The organism is Mesorhizobium sp. M1E.F.Ca.ET.063.01.1.1, from assembly GCF_003998155.1.
Taxonomy (GTDB): Bacteria; Pseudomonadota; Alphaproteobacteria; order Rhizobiales; family Rhizobiaceae; genus Mesorhizobium.
Genome location: NZ_RZSC01000435.1, coordinates 1 through 4,982, shown reverse-complemented (window position 1 = coordinate 4,982; position 4,982 = coordinate 1). Strand labels below are relative to the sequence as shown.

Here is a 4,982-nt window from a genome sequence, read left to right as displayed (position 1 = left end):
GTCGTAGACGCCCTGTTATTTCATGTACTGGACGATGCCCTCGCCGAACCATTTCTGCGAGAGCTTTTCGATCGTACCGTCGTCTTTCAATTCCTTAAGAACCTTGCTCATATCGTCAGCCAGAACCTTGTTTTCATCTGACCTGTGAATGAGCATGTAGGTGTTGTTGCTAAAGACTGGCTCGGACGCCACGATATCGAGCTTCTTTTCCTCGATGACGGTCTGCTCCCCCAGATTCGAAGGCAGGACCAGTGCGTCGAACTTGCCGTTCTGAACTTCGTCCAGACGGTTCGGGTACGGGATGCCCGCGCTCGATGCCGTCACGTCGAGCTTGTATTGCGGGTTCTCTTTCTGCCAGTTCATGATGAACTTGTAGGTTCCCCCGCCAGCCGTGGTCGGAACGATTCTCTTGCCGACCAGATCTTTCATTTCCTTGATGCCGCTGCCTTTTTTGCTGTAGATCTTCATCAGGCTGGCACCCATAGGGCTCTCCGGAATGAAGAACTGTTTGGCGCGCTCGGGGGACTTGTAGTAGCCACCGACCGCGATGTCGTACTTGCCTGTGGCGAGGCCGGTTTCCTGCGCTATGTCCGAGACGCCTTCCATCTCGAACTTGTATTGCGGCAGCTTGGCGTTGATTGCCCTCAGGAGATCGGGCTCATAGCCTTGTGGTTCGACGCCGATCGCGCCCCACGCCAGCGGCTTGGATTCTGCCGACGTGGCGATCTTGATCGTCCGGACCGTCTCACCGTGGCTGATCCCCGCGGTTGCAAGGGCAATTGCGATGCCGCCGGCAACAGTCAGGGCAGCGCGACGGGAAAAATTGGATGTGATTGCAGACATTTCTTAGGTTCCCTTCTCGTTGAGTTATTGAAAAGCGAGTTCTGACTGCAGGAATTGAGCAAGTCGTGGGCTGGAAGGCGCATCGAAGATCTCAGCCGGACTGCCGTCGGCGGCAACCACGCCACGATCCATGAAGACGATCCGGTTCGAGATGTTCTTTGCGAACTGCATCTCGTGGGTCACAAGCAACGAAGTGATCCCTGACGACGTGACATCCTTGATCACCTTCAGAACTTCACCGACGAGCTCAGGATCCAGTGATGACGTGGGTTCATCGAAGAGCATCACGTCGGGACGAACCGCCAGCGCACGCGCGATGCCGGTGCGTTGGAGCTGGCCGCCCGACAGCTGGGAAGGATAGCTGTCCCGCTTCGCCGAGAGACCGACCCGGTCAAGCTCTCGCAGCGCGATTTCACGCGCCTCGTCCGCGGACTTGCGCTGCACGACGACAAGCGGATCCATCACGTTCTGGAGGACTGTCATATTCTTGAAGACATTGAATTGCTGAAAGACCATCGCTGTCCGGAGCCGGATCGCCTGGACAGCGGTCTTGTCGGCGCGCTGGTAGTCCATCCGAATCTGGTCGAATGCGATGGTTCCTGACGACGGCTTGGCCAGGTAGTTAATGCATTTCAGCAGCGTGGTCTTGCCGGTCCCGCTCGGGCCGATGATTGACACCACGTCTCCGCGTTGCACCGAAAGATTGACGCCGTTCAGGACCTGGGTGCTTCCGTAGGACAGCCTGATATCTCTGAGTTCGAGCATTTCTGATTGGTGTTCCTTTATTTCGTGCGCGAGGGGCCGACGGCCAGACGATCGCCATGCGGCCAGGAATTCCTGCGCATCAGTTCCCCTTTTCTTGTCATCAGCTGCCGGGTCGGCCGGCTTTTGTTGGCGGCATCCAGCCCGATGGTGGTGACGATATGCGACTTCATTTCCCGGCCTCCGCATGGCCGAGAACGTGCATCAGCCGGTTTGCCCAGCCGAAGATCGATATGGCGTGGATCAGGTCGATGATTTCGGCATCATCCATTCCGACAGATCGAAGCGAGGCGATATCATCCGCCGTCGCTTCCGACGGCGCCGCCGACAGTCGGCGGGCAAAGCTGTAGATTGCCGCATCGCGCGGCCCAAGGTTTTCGGTTTTGTCGAGGTACAGCGCAGTGACCACGTCATCGCTCTTGGTCAGCTCCGCATGCCGGCGAGCGTGAACGACGGCACAGAATTTGCAGCCGTTGATCATCGACGCGCCTAACGCGCCAAGTTCGCGATCGGGGCGGGCAAGTCCGCCTTCGACATACATAATGGCGTTGAACAGGATCGTGCGGGCAAGATAGCTTTCGGGATCATGTACGAGGGTGCGCACATATTCCGAAACTTTCTTGGCAGAGGGCGTGACCTTCATCGCTTCGAGCTGCTCCGGCGTGGCCTCGGATAGCTCGACCGGTGCGATGTAGGGATGCCAATTCAGAGGCTTCAGGCGAACCGAGGAAATCATACCGACCTCATCAATCGCAGGCCGGTCGCAACCCGGGTCTGGAAGTTTGCGAAGGCAATCAGTTCGGAGAGCGCGACGATCTGAGGGTTGTTCAATCCGGCCTGCGCCAGCAGCACGATGTGACTCGCCTCTGCTTTTTTCGGCGTCAGCGTGATCAGGTCGACATGCTTGGCGATGGTCGCCAATGGCTCCTCAAGATCCGTTTCGCCTCGAGCCAAGGCCAGAAGCTGCTCCGTCGGACCGAACTGAGCCAGCTGCACATCATATTCAGCCATCAGGACCGGATCGGCATTCAGGGCGGCCATGCGACGGGCCAGAGCAACCCGCAAATTCGGCGCCAGCCCTTGGTCATTTGCCGGACGCATTACAGAAAGGCGACATTCCTCAGCCCCTTGCACGAATTCGGGTCGAAACCGCCGCGCAGCGAAAAGGGCATCTTCCGGCGAAAGACCGGCGGCCTTATCCATTGCGTCGATCACTGCACGGCCTCCTTCTGCAGCAGAGGTGTTGAATCGGCCCATTCGTCACCCAGAAGTTCGGGGGTGTCGTAAGCGATCAGATTGGCGAAGTGGGTTTCGACATCTTCCGCAAAGAGCGATGCGGTAATGCCCCGGACGAGACGGTCGGCACCGGCGCTGACGGCTGGGATATCGCCGGACACCTTCCCATGAGTCAGCATGGCGGCATCGTTGAAGCAGTGGATATGCGCCAGCATCGGGTAGGAGCCGGGAATGCGTTCGCGAAACTCGAAAGCTGGACCGAGGTCCGGCGCCTCCGACATACCTGGACGCGGCGGTCCCATATCCGATGTGTATCGACCATCCGACCAGGTCCGGATATAGGGGGCGAGAGCTGCAAATTCGGGGCGGTCGCTGAAGTCGTTCGAAAAGCCGGTTGCCGCGATCAGGAAATCGTAGCGCATTGCCCCTTGTGTGGTTTCGACCACAAGGCCTCCGGCATCTTCCTTTATTGCGACGATGCCACAGTCGAGGAAGAACCGCGCATTCGGGTGGCGAGACACGCGAAGCGTCGAAGAACGCGGCGGCGGCGTCTGGGTCGAGGCAGTATAGTCGAAGAATTTCCATTTCCAGGCGTCGGGCAGGTGATAGATACCGTGCACGACTCCCTGGCTGCCGATGCCGGTCAGCTTATTGATGCGCGGCATTTCCTTGCGCCGGATCAACATGTCGACAGAACCGGCGCCCGCCTCGAGCGCCGTTGCGGCATTGTCCATGGAAGAGGCGCCGGCGCCGATCACCGCCAAACGCTTGCCTTTCAGCGCATCGAAATCGATGTCGTCGGCAGAATGGGCCCAATAGGTGCGATCGATGCCCTTGAGGAAATCGGGCACGGCAAAACCGCCGAGGCCGGACCGGCCAGTGGCCAGAACGAGATGGCGGGTCAGAACCAGGCCCGTTTCCGCGCCTTCGACATCGATCGCAATCAAATCATCGACAGGCGCGACGCCGGTCATGCGCACGCTGTTTCGCACCGGCAGGGCAAGAACCTTGCGGTACCAGACCAGATAATCCATCCACTGGCCCCTGGGGATCTTGTCCAGTGACCGCCAGGCCTCAACACCCCATTGCGCGGTGAACCAGGCGCGGAAGGTCAACTGCGGCAGACCAAGGGAGGGGCCGTTCAGGGTCTTCGGCGAGCGCAGCGTCTGCATGCGCGCAAACGTCACCCATGGACCTTCGAGTCCAGCCGGAGCGGCATCATAGGCGACGACATTGGTGATCCCGGTCAGGACAAGCTTTGCCGTGGCGGCAAGTCCGCACATGCCGGCGCCAATAACAACGACGTCACGGACCGGCACGCCGTCATGCATTCGCTTGGGGACCCAGGGCTTGGAGGGCAGCTCGAGAAACTCGAGATCCTGCGCAAGTTGTGCCTCCAGTGCATCAAGTCCTGCGGGGGTGGGCGTATGCTTCATATTCCAGTTCCGTGACTTGTGCCCGATGCGGGATCGGTCACCAATTGGCCGGCTAAGGCTGGATCGAGCTTCCTGAAGCCGGCGATCGACCGTTCAGCAACCGCTTCGACCGCATCGATCAACGCCTGTGCGACTGGACGAAGGGGGCGATTTGCTGCAGCCACAACGCCCCAATAAAAGAGAACGGTTACATCGAGCGGGCGAATGACGACGCCCGGCAGGGGCACGCCATAGGCCGTGAGGGGATCGATGACTGCCGCGACCCCAGTCTTGCGCACGATCTGCAAGGCGCCATAGGCAGTATTGGTCCGGATCACCGGGCCGGTGTCGATGCCCCGGGCCGCCAAGGCCTTGGCGACATGCAACTGAAAACGCAGCGGATTGAGCAACGTGGCGACGCGGCGACCGGCAAAACCCGAGAGCGGGACGACATCAAGCTTGGCCAGCGGGTCGTCCTCCCGCACGGCCGCAACATCGGGCGCCGAATAGAGCCGCAGGACATCCAGACCGGGCGTATCGAGCGGCAGACTTGAGAACCCGATCTCGGCACGTCCGCTGCGCACTTCCTGGGCGACGATCGAGGGAAGAAACTGCCCGAGATGCGTCTCATGCGGAAGCTCGACGCCCTTGAGCTCAGCCAGGGCCGTCGGGATCAAGCCGGTGCCGATCGCGGACGTCGTCACAATCTGCAGGATGCGGCCCGTG

The 4,982-nt window shown here is 60.0% G+C and carries 7 protein-coding genes; all 7 read right to left on the bottom strand.

Annotation, left to right across the window (positions count from 1 at the left end; genetic code table 11):
- Positions 1-15: 15 nt before the first annotated feature.
- Complete coding sequence (locus tag EOA29_RS24735) at positions 16-843, bottom strand: transporter substrate-binding domain-containing protein (protein WP_126092273.1); 828 nt, start codon at positions 841-843, stop codon at positions 16-18.
- Positions 844-867: 24 nt separating this feature from the next.
- Positions 868-1,608 (bottom strand): amino acid ABC transporter ATP-binding protein, encoded by a 741-nt coding sequence (locus EOA29_RS24730; protein ID WP_126092274.1) that lies wholly within the window; start codon positions 1,606-1,608, stop codon positions 868-870.
- Positions 1,609-1,625: 17 nt separating this feature from the next.
- Positions 1,626-1,778 carry a hypothetical protein gene (locus tag EOA29_RS41640; protein ID WP_189350545.1) on the bottom strand — a complete coding sequence of 51 codons (153 nt, stop codon included), beginning with the start codon at positions 1,776-1,778 and terminating at the stop codon, positions 1,626-1,628.
- A complete protein-coding gene (locus EOA29_RS24725) occupies positions 1,775-2,341 on the bottom strand; it encodes a peroxidase-related enzyme (protein WP_126092275.1) in 567 nt (188 codons plus the stop codon). Before EOA29_RS24725 ends, EOA29_RS41640 begins: the two co-directional genes overlap by 4 nt.
- Positions 2,338-2,820, bottom strand: a complete 483-nt coding sequence (locus EOA29_RS24720; RefSeq protein WP_126092276.1) for a hypothetical protein — start codon at positions 2,818-2,820, stop codon at positions 2,338-2,340. The genes EOA29_RS24725 and EOA29_RS24720 overlap by 4 nt, the downstream gene beginning before the upstream one ends.
- Positions 2,817-4,277: an NAD(P)/FAD-dependent oxidoreductase gene (locus tag EOA29_RS24715; RefSeq protein ID WP_126092277.1), complete on the bottom strand. Its 1,461-nt coding sequence runs from the start codon at positions 4,275-4,277 to the stop codon at positions 2,817-2,819. Before EOA29_RS24715 ends, EOA29_RS24720 begins: the two co-directional genes overlap by 4 nt.
- A partial coding sequence (locus EOA29_RS24710; protein WP_127221745.1) for a LysR substrate-binding domain-containing protein occupies positions 4,274-4,982 on the bottom strand: 709 nt, incomplete at its 5' end. The genes EOA29_RS24715 and EOA29_RS24710, both read right to left, overlap by 4 nt.